Genomic DNA, 25347 nt, shown 5'->3' on the forward strand with positions numbered 1-25347 from the left:
CTCCCAGGAGGGCGCCCATGTACTTCGAACGCTTCTACGACCCGGATCTGGCCCAGGCGTCCTACCTGCTCGGCTGCCAGAAGACCGGCGAGAGCCTTGTCATCGACCCCGTCCGGGACATCGGCCCTTACCTGAACGCCGCAGCCGCACAGGGCCTGAACATCACCCATGTCACCGAAACGCACGTCCACGCCGACTACCTCAGCGGCAGCCGCGAACTTGCCGCCGCCACCGGCGCGACCCTGCTGCTCTCCGGTGAGGGCGGCCCCGCCTGGGCCTACGCGTTTGCCCACACCGGTCTGCACCACGGCGACACCTTTATGGTCGGCAACCTGCGCATCGACGTGCTGCACACGCCCGGCCACACGCCCGAGAGCGTGTCGTTCCTGCTCACCGATACCCCCCGTGGAGACCAGCCCGTCATGCTGTTCACGGGCGACTTCGTGTTCGTCGGCGATCTGGGCCGTCCAGACCTGCTCGACGAGGCGGCCGGCGGCGTCGAGACCCGCTTTGTCGGGGCGCACCAGATGTACGCCTCGCTGCGGGACGTCTTCCTGACCCTGCCGGACTTCGTGCAGGTCTGGCCCGGCCACGGCGCGGGCAGCGCCTGCGGCAAGGCCCTCGGGGCCGTGCCCGCCACCACCGTCGGCTACGAACGCGCCCTGAGCTGGTGGGCACCACTGGTACAGGCCGGGCACGAGCAGGCGTTCACCGACGAACTGCTGTCCGGGCAGCCGGACGCGCCGCTCTACTACGGCCGTATGAAACACCAGAACAGGGACGGCCCGGCCCTCCTGGGCACCGTAAGTGCGCTGCCTGAGCTCGACCCGGCTACGGTGCTGGCGCGCGTGCAGGCCGGCGCGCGCCTGATCGACACCCGCCCCCGCGCCGAGTACCAGCAGGCTGCGCCCACCGGCAGCGTGAACCTCCCCGACGGACTGACCCTGGAGACCTGGGCCGGATGGCTGCTCGACCCGGCCCGTGAGTACGTACTGCTCGCCCGCGACGGGCAGGCCGAGGCGCTGCGCCGCCGGCTGTGGATGGTCGGCATCGACTCCGTGGTGGGCTGGATCGAAAGCCCGGCTGGACTGGGAACGCGCGCCGTCCCGCCCCTTCCCGTCACCGCCCTGCCGGAGCATCCGGGGGCCCTGCTGCTCGACGTTCGCCGGCAAACGGAGTACCAGGCGGGGCATCTGCCGGACGCGCGCCACCTGCACGCGGGGCGTCTACCCTGGGCGCTGGACAGCCTGCCCCATGAGCGCGAGATCATCGTGTACTGCCAGGGCGGGGCCCGCAGCGCTGCCGCCGCCAGCCTTCTGCGCGCCGAGGGGTTCCAGGTCAGCGAGCTTGCAGGCGGGTATGACGCCTGGGCAGTCGCCCGCTGACCTTTTAGGCTCCATTGGCGAGAAGCCAAAGGCGGCCTGAGAGGCGGCCAGCACATCGAATATGCTCCCTGTTCCTGGCGGTGATAGGAGCGTTCGGCGTGCTTCCCGTGGCCGGGCGTCCTTCCCTCAGGACGGGCTGCCGATACACAGCCATCGGCGGCCCCTGCCCGATGCCTTACCCGGCTTCCTTCGGCCCCTTCAGGCCCGTCCTGCCCTCACGGCCCTGCAACACGGCGGCCACGTCGCCGGGCGACACGCCCACCTCGGCCAGGGCGAACAGCAGGTGGAACATCAGATCCGCAGCTTCGGTCGCCAGTTCCTCGCGGTCGGCATTCTTCGCGGCCAGGAGCACTTCACCGGCCTCCTCGCTAATCTTCTTGAGCACGCGGTCAATGCCGCCGGCATGCAGGCGGGCCACGTAACTGTTCTCCGGCAGCGTGGCGAGGCGCTCGGCAATCGTGCCGTAGACGCGCTCCAGCGTGCCGTCCAGCCCGGCGGCGGGTGGGTCGGTGTCCAGCAGGGGCCGGTGGAAGCAGGAATACTCGCCGGTATGACACGCCGAGCCAGTCTGCTCCACGCGGTACAGCACCGAGTCGCCGTCGCAGTCGAGCTGCACGTCGACCACGTGTTGCGTATGCCCGCTGGTTGCGCCCTTCACCCACTGCTCGGCGCGGGAGCGCGACCAGTACGTGGCCTCGCGGGTGCTCAGGGTGCGTTCGATGGCCGCGCGATCCGCGTAGGCCTGCATCAGCACGGCCCCGGTCCGGGCGTCCTGCGTGACGACCGGGATCAGTCCGTCCGCGCCGAAGTTCAGGTCATCCACGCCGGTCATGCGTCCCTCCATTCGGGCCGCACGGGGATGCCCTGGGTGTGCAGGTAGGTCTTGACCTGCGGCACGGTCAGTTCCCCAAAGTGGAACACGCTGGCGGCCAGGGCAGCGTCTGCGTGCCCGCCGGCGTCGCCTCCCCTCAGCACGTCCCGGAAGTCCTCCAGTTTTCCGGCCCCGCCTGAGGCAATCACGGGAAGATCCACCGCCTGCGAGACGGCGCGGGTGGCCTGAAGGTCGAAGCCGGCGCGCGTGCCGTCGGCGTCCATGACGTTCAGGCAGATCTCGCCCGCGCCCAGCGTCTGCCCCAGAACCGCCCATTCGATCAGGTCGAGCCCCGTGTCGACCCGGCCGCCCGCTCGGTGGACGTTCCAGCCCGATCCGTCCGGGCGGCGTTTGGCATCGATGGACAGCATGACGCACTGGGCGCCGTGATGATCCGAGGCCTCGCGGATCAGTTCCGGCCGGGACAGGGCTCCGGAGTTCACGCTGATCTTGTCGGCGCCGCTCATCAGAAGCTGCCGGAAGTCCGAGAGGGAATTGATCCCGCCGCCGATGGTCAGGGGCATCATGACCTGTTCGGCGACCTGCGCGGCCACGTCCAGCATGAGCTTGCGGCCCTCATGCGTGGCCGTGATGTCGTAGAACACCAGTTCGTCGGCCTGCTGCGCCTCGTACGCCTGGGCGAGGGCCAGGGGGTCGCCGGCGTCCCGGTGGTTCTCGAAGAACCGGACGTTCTTCACCACCCGGCCGCTCTGCACGTCCAGACAGGGAATGATGCGCTTCGTGAGCATGCCGGGCAGTCTACGCGCGTGGTGGACGCCCGCCGTGATCCTGCCCAGCTCACTGCACTGCGTCCAGTGTGCTCCCAACTGTGCCAAATCTTTAATAAATCTTCACACACTTTGGTAGACTGACGGCAGTCGGGTAAGCCCGGCCGCCGGCGGCCCCCATTCCTCTGACCTTCATCGGCCGCCTGCCTTTTCCTCTCGGGGAGTCACGTGAAAACTCGTAGGATCCTGCTCGTAGACGACAACCCCAACGACCTGGAGCTGGCCCTGAACGCCTTTGGCGAAATCGGCAGCGACGGCGTCGAGTTTGAGGTGAGTGTCGCCGGGAGCGGAGAGGAAGCCATCGCCATGATCCGCGCCGCGCTCCGGCAGGGCCAGGAGCACCTGCCGGATCTGGTGCTGCTCGACCTGAAAATGCCGCAGATGGACGGCCTGGCCGTCCTGGACGCCATCCGTGCCCAGCCCGACTTGCGCGATATCCCGGTCGTGATGCTCACCACCAGCGGCGAGGATCGCGACATCCGCGACTCGTACGCGCACGGTGCCAGCGCCTACGTGATCAAACCCATGGACTTCGCGCAGTTCCGTGAGGCGATGCACACCATCCGTTCGTTCTGGACGACCCTGAACCGGCACCCCCGCCTGAACTGAACCGTCCGGGCTGAGCAGGCCCTTGCGCGGCCCTTCATGCCTCCGGGCACGGGGGGCCGCCTCCCGTAAGCTGTGGGCATGCGCGTGTACATCGGCTGCGGTGGCTACAGCAACGAGGACTGGGCCGCGCCCAGCCTGATCTACGAGGGCGTGAAGTCTGGCGAGTACCTCGACACCTACGCCCGGCACTTCGACGCCGTGGAACTCAACAGCTCCTTCTACGCCATCCCCGGTCTGAAGGCCTTCGAGGGCATGGCCCGCAAGAGCGCGGGGCGCACCCGCTTTGCGGTGAAGCTGAACAAGGCCTTCACGCACGATCGCGCCCCCACCGACGCGGATTTCGACCGCATGCTCCAGAGCCCCGAGCCCCTGCGCGAGGCCGGTCTGATGGGCCCCTACCTGGCGCAGTTCCCGTATTCGTTCCACCGGACCGCCGAGAACCGCAAGTACCTGCTGACCCTCGCTGAACGCTTCGCCGGGCATGAACTGGCGGTGGAACTGCGGCACGCCGGCTGGGACAAGCCCGAAGTCCGGGACGGCATGGGCGAGTACGGCCTGATCTGGGTCAGCCCCGATTACCCGCCCGTGGGCGGCATGCCCGAACCGCAGGTGCATGTGACCGGCGACGTGGGGTACTTGAGACTCCACGGCCGCAACGCCGGCAGCTGGTGGGAGGGCACGAGCGCCGCCGAACGCCACGACTACCGCTACACCCGCGCCGAGATGGACGAGTGGGCCGAGAAGATCGCAGTCGTGAACGACGACCTGAGCGAGCTGTACGTGTTCTTCGAGAACACCACCAAGGGCCACGCGCTGAAGAACATCCCCATGCTCCGCGACGCCCTGAACGCGCGTGGCGTGCCGGTACAGACCCCCGATCCCGGCGACGACGGGCGCCTGCTGTAGCGGGGCGGGAGCCTATGTGCTCCGGAGGCCGGTGCGCTCAGGCAGGCGGCAGGAAACACCGGCCGCGCCTGGGGGTTCAGGCGGCGCGGCCGGTTGTGGCGTCACGGGGAGGAGCGGTGCATCCCGGCAGCCGCTCCGATCCCGATCAGGATGGACTCAGCCGGTCTTGCGCAGCGTTCGCTCGGCAATGATGCCCGGCGCGTGCTCGGCGGCCGTGCGCACCAGGATGCCCATCTTGTGCGGATTGGCCTCCAGGTCGATGCGCAGGCCCAGGTCGGCGGCGGCCTCCGAACAGGCCGGGCCGATGCTCACCAGCACCAGGCGGTTCAGGGCGGCGCGCGTCTCGTCGAGGAGGTTCATCTTCTCGGCGTACTTCAGGAAGTGCAGGATCTGGGTGCCGCTGGAGAGCAGTAGGACGTCGGGGCCGCCCAGCACCACGTCGCGCACGGCCTGGGCCAGGGGCGCGGTGTCCAGCGGGAAGGCGCAGCGGTACACGGGCACCGAGGTCACGCGGATGCCCACGTAGCCGAGTTCCCGCAGCATGGCGACCGGGGTGGCCTCCCCGTACTCCAGGATCACGGCATGCTGCCCGCGCTCGAGGCGTGCGCTCAGGGCCTCCATGACCTCCTGCCAGGTGTGCGGGCGGGGCACATTCAGGCCGGTCAGCCCGAATTCCTTGAGCGCCGTCAGGGGTTTGCTGCCGCGCGCAACCAGCGGCACGTCCTTCAGGAGTTCCAGCAGGGCGGGATCGCGGGCGGCGAGTTCCCGCAGGAACAGCCGCGTGCCCACGCCGGTCATGCATGCCAGCGCGTGGATCAGGCCGCCGCGCAGGTCACGCTCGAACGCGGCCAGGGCCTGCGTCAGATCGAGCTTCTGCTCGCGCATGCTGGGCGCGACGACCGCGCGGCCGCCGTACTTCTCGATCAGGGTGGCCATCTCCTCGGAGCGGCGGGATTCCAGACTCAGGACTTTCAGACCGCCGAACCAATCCATACCTCACCTCCTTCCACCCGCACGGGGTAGGTGGGGAGCGACGTGCCCGCGTCGTCCAGGGACTCGCCGGTTTCGAGGTCGAAGGCGTTTTTCAGCAGGGGGGAGGCGACCTTCAGCCGCGTCTGGCCCCCTCGGCTGTAACTGCCGGTCAGGCCGCGCGAGATCACGTTCGCGCCGGTGAAGGGATCGCGGTTGCCAACGGCGTACACCTGGCCGGCCACGTGGAATAGGGCCACCTGCTGGCCGTCGATCAGGGCGCAGACGCCTAGGCCGGGCAGGATGTCGCGCAGGGCGCACACCTGCACCCAGTGCAGGGGCGTGGCGGTGGGGGGAGGAGTCAGGGACAGGGTCATGCGGAGCTCCTTGAGGCAGGAATGGGCGGAAAGAGCGGGCCGGGATCGCGGCAGGGACGTTGTCGCTCGGCCAGCCGGCCGTGGGTGCAGGCCCTCACGGCGTTCAGTCGTCGCCGCCCGCCATGGGCAGCGGCACGAGTTCGTGCAGGAAAGCGGGACGGATCTGGCCACGTTCGTCCACCCACTGGATGCCGTCGTCGCGGGCATCGGAGTTCACGAAGGTTCGGAAGCGCGCGCGGATGCTGGGGTCATTGACGGCGGCCGCCCACTCGTCCTGGTAGCTGCCGATGTGACGTGCCATCTCGGCCTCCAGTTCTGCACACAGGCCCAGGCGGTCGTCGATGATCACGGACTTCAGGTACTCCAGGCCGCCGTCCAGGTTCTCCAGCCAGGTGCTGGTGCGCTGGAGGCGGTCAGCGGTGCGGACATAGAACATCAGGTACCGGTCGAGCAGCGTGATGACGTCGTCCTCGCTCACGCCCTCGGCCAGCAGCACGGCGTGCTTGGGGGTCACGCCGCCATTCCCGCCGACGTACACGTTCCAGCCCTTCTCGGTGGCGATGATGCCGAAGTCCTTGCTGCGCGCCTCGGCGCACTCGCGGGTGCAGCCCGAGACGCCGCTCTTGAGCTTGTGCGGGCTGCGCAGGCCCCGGTACCGCAGTTCCAGCCGCACGGCCAGGCTGGTGCTGTCCTGCACGCCGTAGCGGCACCACGTACTGCCCACACAGCTCTTGACCGTGCGCAGGCTCTTGCCGTAGGCATGTCCGCTCTCGAAGCCCGCCGCGATCAGGTCTTCCCAGATGGCGGGCAGGTCGTCGCGGTGCGCGCCGAGCAGGTCGATGCGCTGCCCGCCGGTGATCTTGCAGTACAGCCCGAACTTCCGGGCGACTTCCCCGATGGCGATCAGGCCGTCGGCCGTGATCTCGCCGCCGGGCACGCGCGGCATGACCGAGTACGTGCCGTTCTTCTGGATGTTCGCCAGGAACGCGTCGTTGGTGTCCTGCAGGGGCGCGTGCGTGGGCTTCACGATCAGTTCGTTGTGCAGGCTTGCCAGGATCGAGGCCACGGCGGGCTTACAGATCTCGCAGCCCAGACCGGCGCCGTGTGCCGACAGCACGTCGTCCCAGGTCGTGTGCCCCTTCACGCGGATCAGGTCGAACAGCTCCTGGCGGGAGTATGCGTAGTGCTCGCACAGATGGTTGGTGACCACCTCGCCCAGGCGGCGCAGTTCGGTCTGGAGCAGGCCATGCAGGCTGGGCACGCAGCCGCCGCAGCCGGTACCGGCCCCGGTGCATTTCTTGAGGCTCGCCACGTCCCGCGATCCGTCCTCGATGGCCGCGCAGATCGCGCTGGAGCGGACGTTCTCACACGAGCAGATCAGCGAGTCGGCGCTGGCACCCAGGGCCGCGCCGCCCGGCACCGGGGGCACGATCAGCGTCTCGGGGGGCACGGTCAGGGTCGTGCCGGACAGCGTCAGGTCGAGCAGGTCGCCGTAGCGGGCGGCGGTGTCGCCCACCAGCAGGCCGCCCAGCACCGTCGTGCCATCGGCCGAGAGCACCAGTTTGCTGTAAGTGCCGCGCACGTTGTCGCTGAGGCTGACGGTGCGGGAGTCCGGCGTCACGCCCTTCGCGTCGCCGAAGGAACCGACCTCCACGCCCAGGAGCTTGAGCTTGGTGCTCAGGTCGGCGCCCCTGAAATGCAGAGGCTCGCCTGCCAGCACGCCCAGATCCCGCAGGACGTTCACGGCCGTGACCTTGGCCATCTGGTAGCCGGGGGCCACGAGTCCATAGATGCGGCCCCCATGCAGCGCGCATTCGCCCACCGCGTACACGTGCGGGTCGCTGGTGCGGCCGGTGTCGTCAATGGCGATCCCGCCGCGCTCACCCACCGTCAGGCCGCTCGCGCGGGCCAGATCGTCGCGCGGGCGGATCCCCGCCGAAAAGACCAGCAAGTCTGTTTCCAAACGCGTGCCATCCGCAAAATTCAGGCCGGAGAGGCGTCCGGCCGCGTCCGCCGTCAGTTCCGTGGTGGACTTGCCGAGGTGCACGCTGATCCCCATGCCCTCGATGGTGCGTTTCAGGGTCGCGCCGCCCTCCGGGTCGAGCTGCGCGGGCATCAGGTGCGGGGCAAATTCCACGACGTGCGTGCTCAGGCCGAGCTTCTGGAGGGCTCCGGCGGCTTCCAGGCCGAGCAGGCCCCCGCCGATGACCACGCCGGTCTGTGACTGCGTGGCGGCCGCCCGGATGGCGTCCAGGTCGTCCAGGGTGCGGTACACGAACACGCCGCGTGCATCCCGGCCGGGCACGGGCGGCACGAAGGGAAAGGAGCCGGTGGCGAACACCAGCGCGTCGTAGTCCAGGGTGCGCGTTCCGACGGTCACGGTCCGGCCGGTCAGGTCGACGCGTTCGGCCCGGCCGTACACGACCGTCACGCCCTGCTCGGCGTAGCTGTCCTCGGTGGCGAGGGACAGATCGGGGCGGGGATCATCGAAGTGGCTGCTGAGGTGCACGCGGTCGTAGGCGAGACGGGATTCCTCGCTGATCACGGTGATCTGAAGCTCGGGGGCGTCGGCCTGGGCACGCAACTGGTCGACCAGCCGGTGGCCGACCATGCCGTTGCCGATGATGACCACGTGGGGGGCCGTAGGAATGCGGGGGTAAGTCATGCCGTTCTCCTGGTGCCGCTGGAGTGGGTGTGCAGGTGTGGCCTGCCCCTGCCGCCCATTGAGAACGATTTCGTGCAATTTGTCAAGGAAAAATGAACATGTGGGGGGAAAAATGCTCTCAAAATTGCCTAGCCTAGACCTGTGACGCAGGTCGTGAACTAAAATCATGACAATCCGCAGATTTGACCTTGACTTTGTCGGCGGCCCCCGGCAAGGTGGCCCCATGACTGCGCCCACTTCTCCCGACGCGCGCATCGTCCGCACCACCTGCCCCTACTGCGCCGTCCAGTGCACCTTCGACCTGCACGTCGAACGCGGCCTGCCCGTCAAGCTCATGCCCACCAAGGACTGTCCCGTCGCCCACGGCACCGTCTGCAAGAAGGGACTGGCCGCGCTCAGCGACGTGCGCCACCCGGATCGCCTGACCCAGCCGCTGCTGCGCAAGAACGGCGACCTGGTGCCCGTGGGCTGGCCAGAAGCCCTGGCCTACGTCCGTGACGCCCTGACCCCGCTGCTCGCCACGCGCCCGGACGCAGTGGGCGTCTTCGGCAGCGGCAGCCTCACCAACGAGAAGACCTACCTGCTGGGCAAGTTCGCCCGCGTGGCCCTGAAGACCGCGAACATCGACTACAACGGCCGGTACTGCATGGCCAGCGCCTCGGCGGCACTGAACCGCACAGTGGGCTACGACCGGGGCCTGGGCTTTCCGCTGGCGGACATGGGCAGCAGTGACCTGATCCTGCTGGTCGGCGCGAACATCGCCGAGACGCTGCCGCCGATCATGCAGTATCTCAAGGCCGCCAAGGATCGCGGCGGGATCATCTACGCCATCGACCCGCGCGCCACCACCACGGCCAAGGTGGCCGGTCAGCACCTCGCGCCGCGCGTGGGCACCGACGGCGTGCTCGCCCTGGGCCTGCTCCACCTGATGAAACTGTGGGGCAAGGTTCGCCCCACCGCGCCCGCCCACGGCCTGCCCGAAGTGCTCGCCCAGGCCGACGACTACCCGCCTGCCCGCGTGGCCCACGAGTGCGGCCTTCCAGAGGCCGACCTGCTCACCCTGGCCCGCCGTTACGCCGACGCGACCAAACCCCTGATCCTGACCGGCCGCGGCGCGGAGCAGCACGCACACGGCACCGACACCGTGCAGGCATGGTTGAACCTCGCCTACCTGACCGGGCACTTCGGAAAACCCGGCGGTGGCTACGGCACCCTGACTGGCCAGGGCAACGGCCAGGGTGGCCGCGAACACGGTCAGAAGAACGACCAGCTGCCCGGTGCGCGTAGCCTGCGTGACCCCCGCCACCGCGCCGAGATGGCGGCCCTGTGGGATGTCGAGGAGGCCGACCTGCCGCAGCCCGGACACTCCGCTCAGAACCTGCTGAACGCCTGCGGGCGGGAGATCGAGGCGCTGATCGTCCTGGGCAGCAACCCCGTGGTGAGCGCCGCCGGGGCCGGACAGGTCACGGAGAACCTGCGGGCGCTGAAGCACCTGATCGTGATCGACTTCCTGCCCAGCGAGACCGCTCGACTTGCCACGCTGGTGCTGCCCGGCAGCATGTGGTGCGAGGAAGAGGGCACCACCACCAACCTGGAAGGCCGGGTGCAGCGCCGCCGCAAGGCGATCGTCGCGCCTGGCGCGGCCCGCGAGGACTGGCGCATCCTGTGCGACCTGGCCGCCGCCGTGGGGCGCCCCCAGGGGTTCACGTACGCCACCTTCCGCGACCTTCAGGATGAATTCTTCCGCGCCACGAAGGGGGGCAAGGCCGACTACAGCGGTCTGAGCGCCGAACGCCTCGACCGCGCGACCGCCCAGTGGCCGGTTCGCAGCGCGACGGGCCCCGACACGCCGCACGCCTACGCGCCGACACACCCCACGGCCGATGGCCTGGCCACCCTGCACGTGCCCGTGTTCCCGCTCCCCGCTCCGCCCAGACAGCTCACGCTGACCACCGGACGGCTCGGCAACCAGTACCAGAGCGGCACCCAGACCCGCCGGAACCCTGCTCTGAAGGCCGAGAACACGGCGCAGATCCACCCGGACACGGCCCGCGACCACGGCCTGCGCCCCGGCGACCACGTGACCCTGCGCACCCTGCACGGCGCGGCCACGCTCCCCGTCACGATCAGTCCTGCCATCCGTCCGGACACCGTGTTCCTGCCCTTCCACTGGCCGTTGGCGGCGAACCTGCTGACCGACCCGTACACACTCGACCCACACTCGCACATGCCCGCGTTCAAGGGCACGGCCGTGACGCTGCTGCCCGCCCACTCGGTCGCGGGTGTTCCGCTCCACACCGTCCGGCCCGGTGAGGTGGCCGCCACATGACTCCTCGCGCGCTCCGACCTGTCTCGCCCTGCCCCACCGCTGAATGCAGAACCTCATGCCGCCCCAAGTCCGCTCCCATCAGGAGGAATCCATGACCACTGCCCCCTCGTCCTTCGCGCCCGCCACGCCCCTGAGCCCCGACGCCCGCCGGGTCGTGACCCTCGCCACGCTGGGCTTCACGCTGATGTTCGCCGTGTGGGTCATGTTCGCCATCGTGGGCCTGCCCATCCGCAAGGAACTCGGCCTGAACGACGCGCAGTTCACGCTCCTGACCGCCATTCCCGTGTTGACCGGGTCGCTGCTGCGCCTCCCGGCCGGGATCTGGGCCGACCGTTACGGCGGCAGGAAGGTCTTCATCGTCAACCTCCTGCTCACGGCCGCCTTCGCCCTGGCCCTGTCGTTCGCCAGCGGGTACACCATGCTGCTCGCCCTGGCCCTCGGCGTCGGCCTCGCGGGCGTGAGCTTCGCCATCGGGAACGCCTGGATCGCGCAGTGGGTGCCCACCGCCCGCCTGGGCCTCGCCCTGGGCACCTTCGGGGCGGGGAATGCGGGCGCGAGCATCACCAAACTGCTGGCCCCGCTGCTGATCACACTGGTACCCGTCGGCCTGCTCATTCCCGGTGGCTGGCACTTCGTGCCCTTCGTGTTCACCGTGCTCCTGCTGCTGTGCGCCGCCGCCGTCGCCCGCTTCACGCCCGCCGACCAGGCCCAGCCGAGTGGCCGCACCCTGGCCGACTGGCTGCGCCCGCTGGGCGGAGCGCAGGTGTGGCGCTTCGGGCTGTACTACGTGGTGTTCTTCGGCGCGTACGTCGCCTACAGCCTCTTCCTGCCCAAGTACTACGTCGACCACTACGACATCACCCTGGCCCGCGCCGGCCTCATGACGGCGCTGTTCATCTTCCCCGCCAGCCTGCTGCGTCCCCTGGGCGGCTACCTCAGTGACCGCTTCGGGCCGCGCTCGGTGACCATCGCCGCCTTCGCGGTCATGCTGGTGGGTCTGCTCCCGCTGATGCGCGACCTGCCCCTCACGACCTTCATGCTGCTCACCACCGTCGTCGGCGTGGGAATGGGCGTCGGCAAGGCCAGCACCTACACCCTGGTCGCCCGCTGGAACCCTGGCCAGATGGGCGTCGTCGGCGGCCTCGTCGGTCTGCTCGGCGGCCTGGGCGGCTTCTTCCTCCCGCTGATCTTCGCAGCCCTGAAGCCCACCCTGGGCGCGCAGTCGGCGTTCATCACCCTGTTCATCCTGACCCTGGGCACCGGCGTGATCTTCGTCGCCAACATGCTGCGGCTGAAGGTGCTCGGACGGCAGCCGACCTTCGCCACACCCGCCTGATCCAGCGTCATCCGGCCACCGGGGAGAGCGCGTGACAGCTCTTCCCGGCTCGTGCTGGGTTGAGCGGCGCTGTTTCCCAATGCCTGCTAGAACGGAGCGAGATGAAGCGTCTCCTCGCCCTGACCGCGCTGATCCTCGGCATTGCCTCCGCCCAGACCACGGCCACGTCCACCTGGGCCGACCTGCTCCAGCCCACCCTGGACGCCAAGCAGCAGGCCTGCGACGCCGCCACCGCATACGAGAAAGCGCACCCCACCCCCGCCGGGCAGAAGTATGTCGGTGGCGATCAGAGCGATGCCGCCCGCCTGGGCCGCCGCCTGATCGACGACCGCAACAGCCCGCCAGAGGTGAAGGTGCCCGCCGGAGTGGTCAGCCGCATCATCATTCAGTTGCCGCTCGCATCGGTGGCCAACATGTGCGGGAATGCCGCCCACGACGGCACGACGGTCAAGGTCGGCCGGTATCTGGCCGTGACGCTGGTGTACATCCAGGGCGAACTCGTGGCCCTGAAAGACGCCCTGACACGGACGGCTGCGCTGCGCCTGCTCGACCGGGACGGCAAGGAATTGACCCGCATCGAGAGCCTGCGTGACGCTGCCGCGAAGGTGGATCAGGCGCTGTGGACACGCGAGTGCCAGGACAATGTGTGCCGCTGGCGGGGCTTCAGCGTGTTCCGCTTCAATGAGCCTCTGAAACCGGAGACCTACGCGGCCACCCAGACCGTACAGCTCGTGTATGACCGGGGCTATGGCCCGGAGGTGCGCGACTACACCGCCGCCGACTTCACGAAACTGACGCTGGGCGGCAAGTAGATTCCCGTCACACGCTGACGGCAATGCGCCGTACCCTCGACCCATGCAGACCGACGCGTTCTACGCCTATCTGACCCGGGCCCGCCGCTTGCTGTGGACGACCCTGAGAGAGCTGCCCGACGAGGCCCTGTCGAAACCTGTCGTGCCGACCGAAGGGGCGCGCTGCATCAAGGATCTCGTTGCGCACATCGCGGTGGTCGAGGACGGCTGGTTCCGGGGTGACATGCTCGGCCAGCCGTTCATCATGCCAGGGTTCCTGACCGACCCCAGGTCGGCCGATGAGTACTGGCACCGCGAAAACGAGACCCTAGAACATCTCCTGGCCTACTGGGAGGCGGTGGAGGCCGACACGCTGCGGCGTTGGCCCGACCTGATGGCCGTGGTGGCCGAGAACCGCCGGATTCCGGCGCTGGACGACCGCCCGGAGACCGTCTCGGCGGATGAGGTGATGTGGCACGTCATGCAGCACGAGGTGCGGCACACCGCCCAGATCGTGCAGATGATCCGCATGCTGGGCTACGAGCCGCCCTCATTGGATCTGGTGTTCCTGACCATGCGCTGAGGCGGCAGGTTCAGGCTCGATAGTGGCGGAACCGTCCAGGCCCTATCTTCCACGTATGAACGTGAACGGCACCGACATCCACGTGGAGGAGCACGGTCAGGGGCGACCCCTGCTCATGCTGCACGGCCTGAGCGCAAACATCGAGTCCATGCGGCCCGAGATCGAGCGCCTGAGCACCCTCCGGCGCGTGATCGCCGTGGACAGCCGGGGCCATGGCCGCTCCGCCCGACCCCCGGCGTACACGCTGGCCGACCATGTCTCGGACGTGCTGGGCGTGTTGGACGCGCTGGGCCTGGACACGGCCGATCTGATGGGCACGTCCATGGGCAGCTACATCGCCCAGGGGGTGGCGACCCGCGCGCCGCAGCGCATCTTGAAGCTGGTGCTGGTCGTCCCGAAGGCCAGTGGCACGACGTCCTCGGTCGCCCGCCTGATCGGGCAGCACGCCGCCGAGCTGGAAGGCAAGTCGAACGACGAGGTGCTGGCGTTCATCGGTGACCGGATGTTCGCGCCGACCACGCCGCCCGACATCCGCGCCCTGCGTGAACAGGGGGCCCAGCGCGATCTCGCCCTGGGCCTGACCCTCACGCCCGAGCAGTTCCAAGCGGCGAACCGAGCCCTGGAGGGCTTCGACTTCCGGCCGGCCCTACCGAACGTCACGGCCGACACGCTGGTCATCAGCGGCAGGCACGATCCCCTGAATGCGCCGGAGGAAGGCGATGTGATCGCCCGCCTGGTTCCGCACGCGCGGATGGTGGTGCTGGAACGCAGCGGCCACCTGCCCGGCCTGGAGGAACCCGAGCGGCTGTTTGAGGTGATCCGCGACTTTCTGCAACAGGAACCGGCCCCCACCGCCTAAGGGCAAGGGCCGGAGCCGGGGAGAGGGTCAGTCCCGCCGGTACGCGACCTTCCCGTCCACGACCGTCAGCACCGGCCAGCCCGTCAGGGTCTCCCCGGCCCAGGGGGTGAACTTCGCCTTGCTTTTGAACTCGGCGGGCCTGACCTCGCGCTCCGTCTTCAGATCGAACACGACGAGGTCGGCGGGGGCACCGGCCTCCAGCGTCGGCTCGGGCCAGCCCATCACGCGGGCGGGCGCAGCGGTCAGCAGCTCCACGATCTTCTCCAGCCCCAGCGTGCCGCCGAAGCGCGTGTACATCAGCGGAAACGCCAGTTCGATGTAGGCGATGCCGCTCGGCGCGTCCAGCAGGTCGCGTTCCTTCTCCGCGCGGGTGTGCGGCGCGTGATCCGTGGCGAGGCAGTCCACGGAGCCGTCCCGCAGCCCTTCCAGCAGAAAGTCCGCGTCGGCCTGCGTGCGCAGGGGCGGCGCGACCTTGTAGATCGCGTCGAAGCCGCGCAGCGCCTCGTCGGTCAGGGTCAGGTGGTGCGGGCAGACCTCGCAGCTTACCCCCAGGCCACGCTTCTTCGCGTCGCGCACCAGATCGAGCGCGCGGGCCGTGCTGAGGTGCTGTACGTGCAGACGCACCGGGCGACCCTGCGCGGCGAGGCCCGCCACGATCTCGATGTCCCGCGCCACGCGCGCCGCCTCGGCCGCCGCCGGGTTGCCGGGCACGCCGAGCGCCTCGGACACTGCGCCCTCGTTCATCACGCCGTCTGCGCGCAGCGAGGCGTCCTCCGCGTGCACCGACACGACCATTCCCAGGCTCGCGGCCGTCTCCAGGCCCAATCGCAGCACGCGGGCGTTCTCATTGGTGCGGCCGTCGTCCGTGAACATGACCGCGCCCGCCTGCTTCAGATACGTCAGTTCGGCCAGCGCCTCGCCCTGCTGCCCGCGCGTCAGGGCCGCCGCCGGTTTCAACCTCGCGAAGCCCAGCGTGCCCGCCTTCTCCAGCAGGCTGCGCACGATGGCCGGATCGTCGATCACCGGGGACGTGTTCGGCATGCACACGACCGTGCCGTACCCGCCCGCCGCCGCCGCCGCGAGGCCCGACGCGAGATCCTCCTTCTGCGTCTGCCCCGGCTCGCGCAGGTGCGCGTGGAGTTCGATCAGGGCAGGCGCGACCGTGCCGCCCTGGCCGTCGATGACCTCGCCTTCTTCCGCGAGGTTCCAGCCCTTGATCAGTCCGTTCTCGACGGTCACGGAGGTCAACTCCTCCGAGCCGATGCGCTTCATGTTCGTGATGGTGATGGTCATGGAAGTCCTTTAGTCTCGGCCCACCAGCAGGTGGTACAGGACGCTCATGCGGATGGCCTGGCCGTTCTCGACCTGCTTCAGGATGCGGCTGCGCGGGCCGTCGGCAGCGTCCGCGCTGATCTCCACGTCGCGGTTCATGGGGCCGGGGTGCAGGACGATCGCGCCGCTCTCGGCGTGCTGCATCAGCGCCTCGTTCACCTGATAGGTGTCGGCGTACTCCTGCAGACTGCCCAGGTAGCCGCCGCTCATGCGTTCCTGCTGGAGCCGCAGCGCCATGACGGCGTGGGCGCCCCGCACCGCCTGCACGGGGTCCGTGGTCAGCGTGACGCCCGGCAATCCCGCCAGATCGGCGGGCAGCAGGGTGGCGGGGCCGCACAGGACGACCTTCGCGCCCAGTTTGGGCAGCAGTTCGGCGTTGCTGCGCGCGACCCGGCTGTGCCGGATGTCCCCGATGATGGCGACGGTCTTGCCGTCCAGCGAGTCGAATTCCTGCCGGACGGTGTACGCGTCGAGCAGGGCCTGGGTGGGGTGGGCGCGGCGGCCGTCGCCGGCGTTGATGACGGGCTTGCCGCTGTACTGGTGCACCAGATGCGCGGCGCCCGAAGCGTGGTGCCGGACGATGTAGGCATCCACCCGGTACTGCGTCAGCACCTCGATGGTGTCGCGCAGGCTCTCGCCCTTGCTGACACTGCTGGCCCCGGCGGCGAAGGTCATCACGTCGGCGCTCATGCGGCGCGCGGCCAGTTCGAAGCTGGTGCGCGTGCGTGTGCTGTTCTCGAAGAACGCGGTGCAGATGGTCAGGCCCTGGAGCGCCGGCACCTTCTTCACGGGCCGGTCGAGCACCTGGAGCATGGTGTCGGCATTGTCGAGAATGGCGGTCAGGCGCTCCGGGCTCCAGTCCTGGAAGTCGAGCAGGTGGCGGGGCCGAACCTGTTTCGTCGCGGTGGCCGTCACTTCACGTCCTCCAGATCCCAGAGTTCCACGATGTCCACGCCGTCGGTTTCCTGCAACTTGACCTTCACCAGTTCACTTTTCGCGGTCGGCAGATTCTTGCCCACGTAGTCCGCGCGGATGGGCAGTTCGCGGTGGCCCCGGTCGATCAGCACGGCCAGTTGAATGCCCAGGGGCCGCCCGAGGTCGATCAGGGCGTCGAGCGCGGCACGCACGGTGCGGCCGGTGTACAGCACGTCGTCCACCAGCACCACGCGCCGCCGGGCGATGTCGAAGGGCACGTGGGTCTCGCGGATGATCGGCTGGTGGGCCACCTCCGAGAGGTCGTCTCGGTACAGGGTGATGTCGAGCATCCCGGTGGGAATCTCGACGCCTTCCAGTTCGCTCAGCTTGGAGGCGAGCCGCGCGGCGAGAGGAATGCCGCGTGTGTGCACGCCGATGATGGCCAGGTCCTCTGCGCCCCTGTTGCGCTCGACGATCTCGTGCGCGATGCGCGTCAGGCCGCGCCGGATCTCGTCGGCGCTGAGAATGGTGGCCTTAGCGGGCACCGCGGCCTCCGGCAACAGAAAAAACGCCGCTCAGCGCAGGCTGACGGCACATGGGTAGATTCCACATTCTTGACTCCTTCTCCGGCCTCACGGGGCGGGTGCGACCTCACGGGATCGCTGGGAAAAAGGCAGGGCAAGCTTGCCCCAGACCTCCGGGAGTGTAGCAGAGGCCGGGCTGGGCCAGGACGCGTGGTTAAAGGCGCACTAAACTTGACACGATGGCACTCAGGTTTTAGGATGTCGGACGTTGAGCGCGGGGCACTCAGATCCCCACTCTGAATGACCTGCGCTCCTTCACCCCACCCGCCAGGAGGTACTTCAATGATGCGTTTTGATCCCTTCCGTGAAATCGAGGAACTCACCCAGCGCATGGATCGCGCCATTGGCCAGGGCAGCGGCAGCGTCCGTCTCGCCCCACCCGTCGACGTGCACGAGGACGAGTCCGGCCTGGAATTGACCCTCGACCTGCCCGGTGTCCAGCCGGACGCCATCCAGATCGAGGCCGAGAACAACACCCTGACCGTGCAGGCGGAACGCAAGTACGCCCGCACCGAGGGCCGCACCGCGCACCGTGTGGAGCGCGCCTACGGCACCCTGGCCCGCACCTTCAGCGTGCCCGCCAAGTACGACCTGACCAAGGTGGAGGCCGATTTCGACCACGGAACCCTGACCATCAAGGTGCCCCGCAGCGAGGCCTCGCAGAAGCGCGCCGTCACAGTCCGCAGCGGCGGTCAGCTCACCGCGCCCAAGACCGTGGACGCCAGCGCGAACACGACCTCCGGTTCATCCCAGCAGGCGTAAACAATCTTCAGGACGGCCGGGGTATACGTGCCCCGGCCGTTTTTGTGGTCTGGGTGTAGGCATCCGTGAGAAAGACCAGGGTTCCGCCCCATCGTGTCAGCTGCCGTCGCGTACCGCATCCAGCAGCTCCCCGGCCAGTTCCAGCGCGGCCGGGCCGAGGGGCGCGCGGCTCACGCCCAGAAGCGTGCCCAGCTTCTCGCGCCGGGCGCTGGTCAGGTGCGTCCAGGCGTGCAAGTCCGCCCGGTGTGTCCGGGCCGTCTCGTCGCGCAGGTACCGCACCGCGCCGTCGTAATACCCGGCCTGGAAGGCGGTGCGGGCCCGGCGTTCCTGCTCCAGCAGCCCCAGGCCGCGAGTGGCCAGCAGCACGCGGCGGGCTTCGGTCTCGCCGCCGAACGCGTACAGCGCTTCCAGGCGGTACACGGCCTTCGGGAACGTCAGGCCCGCCGAGGCGCGCCACGCGTGCGGCAGGCGGATCTCGAACTCCGGCCATAGGTGCAGCCGCGTGAGCAGCGCCGGGTACAGCAGCGTCAGCGCGATCTCGCGCGCGTCGGCCAACGCCAGGAGCTGCTCCTGCACACCGTGACCGGGACCGGTGTACGCCCGCCGGGCGGCGTCCAGGCGCGAGCCCGCCGTGCTCAGCAGTTCCTCCCGGTGCGCGGCCAGTTGCGATCCACTCAGCGTCCACAGCATCCGCTGGATCCGGCCATAGTGTCCGGTCGGATCGTAGGCCACGCGACTGGTCGCCAGCGTGGCCAGGGGTGCCTCGGCTCTCGCGGCGTCCCAGTCGCGCCACTCCTCCAGCTTCGGGTACGGGTAGCGTTCTACGGTGATACCGGCCCGCGTCTCGCTGCGGGGGGACAGGATGTCGCGCTCGAAGACCACGAAGGTCGGTTGCGACCCCACCCACGCGAAGTCTGTGCCGTAACTGCCGGCCTGCGCCACCGCCCGTACCTTCCGGTCGGCGCTCAGGCGTTCAAGGCTGCGCTCGGGCGTGTGTTCCCGGTGCGGGTGGGGTTCGGTCACGGCAGGGCTCCTCGGGTAGGCACCATAGCGCGCCGCCCGGAACGGAAGTGTCGTGCCGGACGGGTTGGGTGGGCCGGAGGTGCGCCGGGTGTCAGGGTCGGGAGTCGGGGCGCGCGATCACGGTCTGCATGCCCGTCACGTGATCCCCGACGGCGGCCAGTGGCGTCAGGGACGCCGGCAGGTGCACCACCACCAGCCCGCCATGAGGCAGGAACGCCAGCTTGTACCCGGCGCGGGCCCGGTCACCTTCCTTCACGTACGGCATGGCGTCCAGCGCCCGGCCAGCCGCGATCACGGTTACCGTCACGGGGCCCGCCTCTGCCTGCATGCTGATGCTCAGGCGCTCGTTCGTCAGGATGCCCGGATGGGCCAGCAGGTCGGCCGGGCGACTGGCCAGCAGACCTGCCCTCGCCAGCGGATTCAGGAGCCGGACATTCCTGTCCGAGCCCTGGTGGGTCACGGCCATGATCGTGCCCGACACCGGCTGGTACGTGTAATGCACGTCCAGCGGGCCGAGGGCGATGCCCAGGAGCCAGCCGTCCGCGCTGTCCATGCCGAGGAGCGCGTCCACCTGCATCGACCGGCCGTCCGGGCCAGCCTCGACGGCCCCACCGGTCACGCGCCGCACGAAGCACACGACGCCGTCGGCCGGGCTGACCACGTCATGCGCCGGAGCGCTCAGAACCCGCACGGGGTCGCGGAAGCGGTGCACCTTGCGGAGGTACACGGCGGCCAGTCCGGCCGCGGCCACGGGAAGAAGACGGCGCAAGCGCATGGGCGCAGTCTAGGGCGCGCTCATGTCCCTCATCCGCCAGAACGCCACACGCCCGCACCGGAACGCGGGTTCATGGACGAACCATTAAGCGCCGCCCCGCCGGTGATCAGGGGGAAACGAGGATCTGCACGGCCCTGAGCATGTCCGGGACTGCGCCCGGAATGGGTGTCTCGCCCGCCGTGCCATTCCTTGCCGTGCGCGTCAGCTTCGCCAGAATGTCCTGCCCGTCCACGACCCGCCCGAACACCGTGTACTTCCCGCTCAGGAAGTCGGCAGGGGCCAGCGTGATGAAGAACTGGCTGCCCTGCGAGTACAGGCTCTGCGAGCGGGCCATGGCCAGCATTCCGGCGGCACTGAAAGTCAGCCCCTGGTCAAACTCCACGTAGAAGCCGTATCCGGGGCCGCCCGTGCCCCAGCGGGACTTCAGGGCGGGATCGGCGCTCAGGGGATCGCCGCCCTGCGCCATGAAGCCGTCGATCACGCGGTGGAAGCGCGTGCCGTCGTAGAAATGGTTCAGCGCCAGGAACACGAAATTGTTCACGGCCTTCGGTGCCGCCCTGGCCGCCAGTTCGACCGTCACGTCGCCCTCGCCGGTAATGAGCACTGCGCGGTAGGTCTTCGCCGGGTCGATCACCCAGGCGGGTTCCTTGAAGCTCCGCACGGGCGTGGGCGACATGGCGGGCACTGGCGTGAAGGCCGGGGCTGGAGCGGGAGTGGCAGGAGTGGTCTGTGCGGTGGCGGAGCTGCTGAGCACGGCCATCAGGAGCAGGGAGCGCTTCATCGGCCGCAGTATTGCCCGACCAGATGAGGGCCGGGCGGACTACTCCAGCGGCAGGCTGGTCGTGTACTTCTCCTGCTTGACCACGATGGTGCTCGCCGTGTTGCGCACGCCGGGAATGGCCGCCAGGGTGTTCACCAGGAAATGCTGGTAGGCGTCCAGATCCGGCACGCAGACCTTGAGCAGGTAGTCGATGTCGCCCAGGCACAGGAAACATTCCAGTACCTCGGGCCGGGCCTGCATCTGACCGGCGAAGTCCTCGAAGCCTGCCTTGGTCTGCTTGTCCAGCGTCACGCGCACCAGCACCATCAGTTCTCGGCCCACCTTCTTCGGGTCGAGCAGCGCCACGTAGCGCTGGATGATGCCCTCCTCCTCCAGCCGCCGCACGCGCCGCAGCGTGGGGGCGGGCGTCAGGCCAATCTCGTCGGCGAGTTCGGTGTTGGGCTTGCGGGCGTCCTGCTGGAGGATGCCCAGGATCTGGCGGTCAATGGCATCGAGGGCTTCCTGAGACATGATTGCAACCATGATGGCATAAGGACGCAACGGCATTGCCCGGATGCCCTCGTGGTGGGCACCTCACGGCAATCGCAGGCGATCCTGATCCTGCTAGCATTGCGCCACATTCAGCACCATCGGCCGCCCCGGACGGGTCACGGCCCCGCGAGGTCAGAGTATGCAGATCGGACTCCCGAAGGAAATCAAGGTCAAGGAAAACCGCGTCGCCCTCACGCCCGGCGGCGTCGGGACGCTCGTCCGACGCGGGCACAGCGTCACCGTGGAGCAGGGGGCGGGTGTGGGCAGCGGCATCGCCGACAGCGAGTACGTGCAGGCCGGCGCCACGCTCGGCAGCGCCGCCGACGCCTGGGCCGCCGACATGGTGGTGAAGGTCAAGGAACCCATCGCGAGCGAGTACCCCTACCTGCGGGACGACCTCCTGCTGTTCACGTACCTGCACCTGGCCGCCGACCGCTCGCTGACCGACGCGCTGCTGGCTTCCGGCACGACCGGGGTCGCCTACGAGACCGTGCAGGTCGAGGACGGCAGCCTCCCGCTGCTGACTCCCATGAGCGAGGTCGCGGGCCGCCTGAGCGTGCAGGCCGGTGCGTACCACCTGCAGAAGCCCGTCGGCGGGCGCGGCGTGCTGCTCGGCGGGGTTCCCGGCGTGCAGCCCGGGCACATCACCATCATCGGGGGCGGCGTGGTGGGCACGAACGCCGCGAAGATCGCCATGGGCCTGGGCGCCAAGGTCACCATCCTCGACGTGTCGCAGCGCCGCCTGGCGTACCTGGACGACGTGTTCTTCGGCCGGCTGACGACCATGATGAGCAGCGAGGCGAACATCCGTGCCCTGCTGCCGGACACCGACCTGCTGATCGGCGCGGTGCTGATCCCCGGTGCGAAGGCCCCCCATCTCGTCACGCGCGACATGCTGCCCCTGATGCCCGAGGGCAGCGTGATCGTGGACGTTGCCGTGGATCAGGGCGGCTGCGTGGAAACCATCCACCCCACCACCCACGACGATCCCACGTACCTCGTGGACGGCGTCATCCACTACGGCGTGGCGAACATGCCCGGCGCCGTGCCGCGCACCAGCACCTTCGCGCTGACCAACCAGACCCTACCGTATGCCCTGCTGCTCGCCGACCACGGCCGCAAGGCGCTCGGGAAGAACGCCGCGCTCAAGCTGGGGCTCAACACCCACCACGGCAAGCTCACCTACCAGGGCGTCGCCGACGCCTTCGGCCTGGACTACGTGGAGCCGTTGGCCGCGCTGGCGTAAGGCCACCCCCGGTCGACAGTCCGGACCCCTGCCCGGTTCCGCGCGGCGTACCCTCGGAGCATGTTCTCCCGTCCACGTCCCCTCGGCGGTTCCTCCAGGCAGGGCGGGGCGCCCGTGAAGCGCGATCCGCGGCAACTGGCGCGGCTCCTGGCCTACGCGCGCCCGTACCGCCTGCTGTTCGTGCTGGGCGTGGCCGCCACGCTGCTGTCGAGCGGCCTGAACCTGATCTTCCCGAAACTGTTCGGCACGCTCATTGACGCGTCGTTCCTGAAAGTCGGCGGCGGGGACACCGGGCCGCTCGACCGCACAGTGCTGCTGCTGCTGGGCGTGTTCGCGCTGTCCTCCCTGTTCGGGGCCGCCCAGTCGTACCTGCTCGCGCGGGTCGGGGCGGGCGTGGTCGCGGACCTGCGCCGGGCGGTGTTCTCGCATCTGCTCACGCTCTCGCCGCGCTTCTTCGGGGAGCACAAGACCGGTGACCTGACCAGCCGCCTGACCGCCGACGTGGGCACCGTGCAGGGCGTGACGAGCAACGCCCTGGCCCAGCTCGCGGCGCAGAGCGTGACGCTGGTGGGAGCGCTGATCCTGCTGGTCACGACCAGTCCGCGCCTGAGCCTGCTCACGCTGGTCATCATTCCGCTGGTGATCGGCACGGCCGTGACCGTCGGGCGGCGCATCCGAACCGTCAGCCGCACCGTGCAGGACGCCGTGGCCCAGGCGAACGCCAGCGCCGAGGAGGCCATCAGCGGCGTGCGCGTCGTGCAGAGCTTCACCGCCGAGAACGTCGAACGCGGCCGCTATGGCGAGGGGGTTCGGGCCAGCTTCCTCGCGGCCCTGAAACGCGCCCGGCTCCAGGCGTTCATGTCCGGCATCATGAGCTTCCTGACCTTCTCGTCGCTGGCCCTGGTGCTGTGGTACGGCGGGCGGCAGGTCATGGCGGGCCTGCTCTCGCCGGGCAACCTCGTCACGTTCCTGTTCTACGCCCTGCAGGTGGGCGGCACGGTCGCGCAGCTGACCGGCATCTTCAACCAGTTCCAGGAGGCGCTGGGCGCGTCCAGCCGCATTTTCGAACTGCTCGACGAACGCAGTGACCTGCCCGAAGTCGCCGTTCCTGTCCCGCTGTCCCGCGCCGAGGGCCACGTGACCTTCCAGGCCGTGACCTTCGAGTACGGCACGGCCGCCGTGCTGCGCGGCATCGACCTGGAGGTGCCCGCCGGACAGGTCGTGGCGCTGGTCGGCCCCAGCGGGGCAGGGAAGACCACGCTGGTCAACCTGATCCCACGCTTCTGGGACGTGACCGGGGGCACGCTGCTGATCGACGGCCAGGACGTGCGCACTTACGCCCTGCACGACCTGCGCGCCCAGGTGGGGCTGGTACCGCAGGAAACGCTGCTGTTCTCCGGCACGGTGCGCGAGAACATCCTGTACGGCCGCCCCGAAGCCACTCCCGCCGAGGTCGAGGCGGCCGCCCGCGCCGCGAACGTCCACGAGTTCGTGACCGCGCTCCAGGCCGGCTACGACACGGTGGTCGGCGAGCGCGGCGTGAAGTTGTCGGGGGGGCAGCGCCAGCGGGTCGCCATCGCCCGCGCGATCCTGAAAGACCCCCGCATCCTGATCCTCGACGAGGCGACCAGCGCCCTGGACAATGAATCCGAGGCGCTGGTGCAGACCGCGCTGGATCGCCTGATGCAGGGCCGCACGACCTTCGTCATCGCGCACCGGCTCAGCACCATCCGGAACGCCGACCGGATCATCGTGCTCGATGCTGGGAAGATCGTCGAGGACGGCCCGCACGCGCAGCTGATCGCCGCCGGTGGCCTGTACCGCGACCTGTACGAGTTGCAGTTCCGCGCGCAGCAGGAAGGCCGCACGGAACTGGTCTGAGTCCTTCCCCCGGCCGGAGACAGCGCCGGATGTCGAGAGAGAACGCGGACTGGCCTTGCCCAGACTTGCCGGAAAGCCGATGAATCCGGCCTGACGCCATGCGGCACAATGCCAGCATGGAGCAACGCGAGTTTGGAAGCACGGGACTGAAGGTCAGCATTCTCGGGCTGGGTGCCGGGCAGATCGGGGACGCCCGGCACAGCGAGGACCTGGCCGGCACCCTGATGAACCGGGCGCTGGACTCCGGCGTGACCCTGGTCGATACGGCGCGCGGCTACGGTCTCAGCGAGGAGCGGATCGGCCGGCACCTCTCGTGGCGGCGCGACGATTTCATCCTCAGCAGCAAGGGCGGGTACGGAGCCGACGGAGCCACCGACTGGACGCCCGCCGCCATCCGCCTGGGCATCGAACAGGCCCTGAAGCGCCTGCGCGTGGACTGGATCGACATCTTCCACCTGCACTCCTGCCCGCTGGAGGTGCTGCACCAGGGCGAGTTGCTGGCCGCGCTGGACGATGCCCGCGAGGGCGGCCTGATCCGCGTGGCCGCCTACAGCGGCGAGAACGAGGCGCTGAAGTACGCCGTCACGTCCGGCCGGTTCGGCAGTGTCGAGACCAGCGTGAACCTGGCCGATCAGTGGAGCGCGCAGTACATCCTGCCGCTGGCCCGCGAAGCCGGTCTGGGGGTGATCGCCAAGCGGCCCATCGCCAACGCGGCGTGGCAGTACGCCCAGCGCCCCACCGGTCAGTACGCCGAGACCTACTGGGAACGCCTGGGTCGCCTCGATCTGGATGCCGTCCGCCAGGGTGCCGGCCTCGACTGGGACGAGTTCGCGCTGCGGTTCAGCGCCTACACGCCCGGCGTGCACAGCGCCATCGTCGGCACGGCCAGCGTGGACAACCTCGAACGCAACATCGAACTCGTGCAACGCGGCCCGCTGCCGCTCGATGTCCTCACGCACATCCAGGCCGCGTGGGACGAGCACGGCAAGGGCTGGGCCGGGGAAGTGTAGGCAGGCCGCACAGCAGGCGCCCGCCTCCAGTCCGGGGCG

At 69.1% G+C, this 25347-nt stretch carries 24 protein-coding genes; 12 read left to right on the plus strand and 12 right to left on the minus strand.

Annotated features, from left to right (window positions below):
* The first annotated feature begins 17 nt into the window (after window positions 1-17).
* Window positions 18-1385, plus strand: a complete 1368-nt coding sequence (locus E7T09_RS19455) for a rhodanese-like domain-containing protein (protein WP_136390870.1) — start codon at window positions 18-20, stop codon at window positions 1383-1385.
* Window positions 1386-1560: 175 nt separating this feature from the next.
* Here E7T09_RS19455 and hisIE read toward each other — a convergent pair whose 3' ends face one another.
* Both hisIE and hisF read right to left on the minus strand, forming a co-directional pair.
* On the minus strand, window positions 1561-2217 hold the full coding sequence (gene hisIE, locus E7T09_RS19460) for a bifunctional phosphoribosyl-AMP cyclohydrolase/phosphoribosyl-ATP diphosphatase HisIE (protein ID WP_136390871.1): 657 nt from the start codon (window positions 2215-2217) through the stop codon (window positions 1561-1563).
* Window positions 2214-3005 carry an imidazole glycerol phosphate synthase subunit HisF gene (gene hisF / locus E7T09_RS19465; protein WP_136390872.1) on the minus strand — a complete coding sequence of 264 codons (792 nt, stop codon included), beginning with the start codon at window positions 3003-3005 and terminating at the stop codon, window positions 2214-2216. The genes hisIE and hisF overlap by 4 nt, the downstream gene beginning before the upstream one ends.
* Window positions 3006-3212: 207 nt before the next feature.
* Here hisF and E7T09_RS19470 point away from each other — a divergent pair, with 207 nt between their 5' ends.
* Together E7T09_RS19470 and E7T09_RS19475 are read left to right on the plus strand one after the other, a co-directional pair.
* The gene (locus E7T09_RS19470; protein WP_136390873.1) at window positions 3213-3653 is read left to right on the plus strand and encodes a response regulator; all 441 of its coding nucleotides are present in this window, start codon (window positions 3213-3215) and stop codon (window positions 3651-3653) included.
* Between the two features lie 78 nt (window positions 3654-3731).
* Entirely contained in the window at window positions 3732-4559 is an 828-nt protein-coding gene (locus tag E7T09_RS19475; protein ID WP_136390874.1) for a DUF72 domain-containing protein, read from the plus strand.
* Between the two features lie 156 nt (window positions 4560-4715).
* On the opposite strand, the gene E7T09_RS19480 is transcribed toward E7T09_RS19475, so the two are convergent.
* The 3 genes from E7T09_RS19480 to nirB form a co-directional block, all read right to left on the minus strand.
* Window positions 4716-5552, minus strand: a complete 837-nt coding sequence (locus tag E7T09_RS19480) for a uroporphyrinogen-III synthase (protein ID WP_136390875.1) — start codon at window positions 5550-5552, stop codon at window positions 4716-4718.
* A complete protein-coding gene (gene nirD / locus E7T09_RS19485; protein WP_136390876.1) occupies window positions 5531-5905 on the minus strand; it encodes a nitrite reductase small subunit NirD in 375 nt (124 codons plus the stop codon). Before nirD ends, E7T09_RS19480 begins: the two co-directional genes overlap by 22 nt.
* Window positions 5906-6008: 103 nt before the next feature.
* Window positions 6009-8570 (minus strand): nitrite reductase large subunit NirB, encoded by a 2562-nt coding sequence (gene nirB, locus E7T09_RS19490; RefSeq protein ID WP_136390877.1) that lies wholly within the window; start codon window positions 8568-8570, stop codon window positions 6009-6011.
* A gap of 223 nt (window positions 8571-8793) precedes the next feature.
* Between nirB and E7T09_RS19495 the strand changes: the two genes are divergently transcribed.
* The 5 genes from E7T09_RS19495 to E7T09_RS19515 all read left to right on the plus strand — a co-directional run bounded on the left by E7T09_RS19495 (window position 8794) and on the right by E7T09_RS19515 (window position 14468).
* Entirely contained in the window at window positions 8794-10899 is a 2106-nt protein-coding gene (locus E7T09_RS19495) for a molybdopterin oxidoreductase family protein (RefSeq protein WP_136390878.1), read from the plus strand.
* Window positions 10900-10990: 91 nt separating this feature from the next.
* Window positions 10991-12235, plus strand: a complete 1245-nt coding sequence (locus tag E7T09_RS19500) for a nitrate/nitrite transporter (protein ID WP_136390879.1) — start codon at window positions 10991-10993, stop codon at window positions 12233-12235.
* Window positions 12236-12336: 101 nt separating this feature from the next.
* Window positions 12337-13047, plus strand: coding sequence for a hypothetical protein (locus tag E7T09_RS19505; protein WP_136390880.1), 711 nt, complete (start codon window positions 12337-12339; stop codon window positions 13045-13047).
* Between the two features lie 43 nt (window positions 13048-13090).
* The gene (locus E7T09_RS19510; RefSeq protein ID WP_136390881.1) at window positions 13091-13609 is read left to right on the plus strand and encodes a DinB family protein; all 519 of its coding nucleotides are present in this window, start codon (window positions 13091-13093) and stop codon (window positions 13607-13609) included.
* Between the two features lie 55 nt (window positions 13610-13664).
* Window positions 13665-14468, plus strand: a complete 804-nt coding sequence (locus E7T09_RS19515) for an alpha/beta fold hydrolase (RefSeq protein ID WP_136390882.1) — start codon at window positions 13665-13667, stop codon at window positions 14466-14468.
* Between the two features lie 27 nt (window positions 14469-14495).
* Here the strand turns inward: E7T09_RS19515 and E7T09_RS19520 are convergent, their stop codons facing one another.
* From E7T09_RS19520 to pyrR, 3 genes are read right to left on the minus strand one after another with little or no spacing between them, the layout of a single operon-like run.
* A complete protein-coding gene (locus tag E7T09_RS19520; protein WP_136390883.1) occupies window positions 14496-15761 on the minus strand; it encodes a dihydroorotase in 1266 nt (421 codons plus the stop codon).
* 9 nt (window positions 15762-15770) lie between these two features.
* Window positions 15771-16715: an aspartate carbamoyltransferase catalytic subunit gene (locus tag E7T09_RS19525; protein ID WP_136390884.1), complete on the minus strand. Its 945-nt coding sequence runs from the start codon at window positions 16713-16715 to the stop codon at window positions 15771-15773.
* The gene (gene pyrR / locus E7T09_RS19530; RefSeq protein ID WP_136390885.1) at window positions 16712-17260 is read right to left on the minus strand and encodes a bifunctional pyr operon transcriptional regulator/uracil phosphoribosyltransferase PyrR; all 549 of its coding nucleotides are present in this window, start codon (window positions 17258-17260) and stop codon (window positions 16712-16714) included. Before pyrR ends, E7T09_RS19525 begins: the two co-directional genes overlap by 4 nt.
* Before the next feature lie 321 nt (window positions 17261-17581).
* On the opposite strand from pyrR, the gene E7T09_RS19535 reads away from it, so the two are divergent.
* Window positions 17582-18061, plus strand: coding sequence for an Hsp20/alpha crystallin family protein (locus E7T09_RS19535; protein ID WP_168734952.1), 480 nt, complete (start codon window positions 17582-17584; stop codon window positions 18059-18061).
* A gap of 96 nt (window positions 18062-18157) precedes the next feature.
* Here E7T09_RS19535 and E7T09_RS19540 read toward each other — a convergent pair whose 3' ends face one another.
* The 4 genes from E7T09_RS19540 to E7T09_RS19555 form a co-directional block, all read right to left on the minus strand.
* Entirely contained in the window at window positions 18158-19084 is a 927-nt protein-coding gene (locus tag E7T09_RS19540) for a hypothetical protein (protein WP_136390887.1), read from the minus strand.
* 91 nt (window positions 19085-19175) lie between these two features.
* Complete coding sequence (locus tag E7T09_RS19545) at window positions 19176-19859, minus strand: phosphatidylserine decarboxylase (protein WP_136390888.1); 684 nt, start codon at window positions 19857-19859, stop codon at window positions 19176-19178.
* 106 nt (window positions 19860-19965) lie between these two features.
* Window positions 19966-20640, minus strand: a complete 675-nt coding sequence (locus E7T09_RS19550; protein ID WP_136390889.1) for a peptidylprolyl isomerase — start codon at window positions 20638-20640, stop codon at window positions 19966-19968.
* A gap of 39 nt (window positions 20641-20679) precedes the next feature.
* Entirely contained in the window at window positions 20680-21150 is a 471-nt protein-coding gene (locus tag E7T09_RS19555) for an Lrp/AsnC family transcriptional regulator (protein WP_136390890.1), read from the minus strand.
* Window positions 21151-21310: 160 nt separating this feature from the next.
* Between E7T09_RS19555 and ald the strand changes: the two genes are divergently transcribed.
* The 3 genes from ald (at window position 21311) to E7T09_RS19570 (ending at window position 25308) form a co-directional block, all read left to right on the plus strand.
* Window positions 21311-22417: an alanine dehydrogenase gene (gene ald / locus E7T09_RS19560; RefSeq protein ID WP_136390891.1), complete on the plus strand. Its 1107-nt coding sequence runs from the start codon at window positions 21311-21313 to the stop codon at window positions 22415-22417.
* Between the two features lie 60 nt (window positions 22418-22477).
* Window positions 22478-24298 (plus strand): ABC transporter ATP-binding protein, encoded by a 1821-nt coding sequence (locus tag E7T09_RS19565; RefSeq protein ID WP_136390892.1) that lies wholly within the window; start codon window positions 22478-22480, stop codon window positions 24296-24298.
* Window positions 24299-24414: 116 nt separating this feature from the next.
* Window positions 24415-25308, plus strand: coding sequence for an aldo/keto reductase (locus E7T09_RS19570; protein ID WP_136390893.1), 894 nt, complete (start codon window positions 24415-24417; stop codon window positions 25306-25308).
* Window positions 25309-25347: the final 39 nt, after the last annotated feature.

This window comes from Deinococcus sp. KSM4-11 (assembly GCF_004801415.1).
In the GTDB taxonomy this organism is placed as follows: domain Bacteria; phylum Deinococcota; class Deinococci; order Deinococcales; family Deinococcaceae; genus Deinococcus.